A 946-nucleotide genomic window follows, 5' to 3' on the forward strand; every position below is an offset into this window, starting at 1 on the left:
AGCGGGCATCGGCGCGCGCCCGGTCGTGCACCAGCTGACCGGAGAGGTCGGTGCAGCGGTCCAGCACGAGCACCGCATGCAGTTCCACCTGCGGCGCGCACTGGGTGAAGCGGTCCATGGCGGCCGCCAGGTGGGCCAGGCAGGCGGGCAGGTGTTCTTCTTCGTTGTGCACCGGGATCACGATGGCCAGTGCCCGCAGCGGCTCATTCATCGGTTCCACCCTTACGCCGGTAGATCTCCAGCAGGAAGTGCGGTTCGCGGTGTTCGACCACCGGATGCCAGCCTGGCAGTTCCCGGGCCATGGCGTGCACCATTTCCCCGTCCAGCGTCCAGCCCTGGATCGGGTGCAGCCAATGGCAGAGCACCAGTTCCCCGTCGGCGCCATCTGCCGGTCACAGTGGGTGAGCAGTTCGGCCAGTTCATCGGCGGCCAGGAAGTAGCCGGTCTCGCTGATGACCACCAGGTCCCAGCCGTCCTGCTCCGTCGGCCACTGCTGCGGTACGGTCGCCTCACGCACCTGGGCGTGGGGCAGGTGGGCCAGCCGGTCACGGGCCGTGGTGACCGCGGTGGCGCTGGCATCCAAGCCCAGGAACCGTTGACTGCGTTCGGCGAGCGCTGCCGACAGCTCCCCGATGGAGCACCCGACTTCCAGGGCCTGTCGGTAGCTGTCCCGGGCCAGGCTGGCCAGCAGCACCTGGCGCTTGCGCCGTTCATAGTCGCTGGTGCGGTAGTCCCATGGGTCTTCGCGCTGCTGGTAGAGCTGTTCGAAGACCTGTGGGGCGTCGCTGCCCGAGTGCGTGTTGGCGGGGGTGTAGCGCAGGACCTCGGTCCGTTGCCGAAGTGGGCGCTGAACGCGGCGCTGAGCAGCACCTCGTCCCCGGGCTGGTCGGACAGCGGGGCCACCTGGGAGCGGTGGGCGGCCATGGCCGCGGCCTTGGCCTGCTGC

General features: G+C 69.5%; 1 protein-coding gene. It reads right to left on the reverse strand.

Going from position 1 to position 946, the window contains the following annotated elements:
- On the reverse strand, window positions 1-694 hold a 694-nt coding region (locus tag JCM19049_RS15525; RefSeq protein WP_279403370.1), incomplete at its 3' end, for a methyltransferase domain-containing protein.
- Window positions 695-946 lie beyond the last annotated feature (252 nt).

It is taken from the genome of Arthrobacter sp. JCM 19049, from assembly GCF_001310435.1.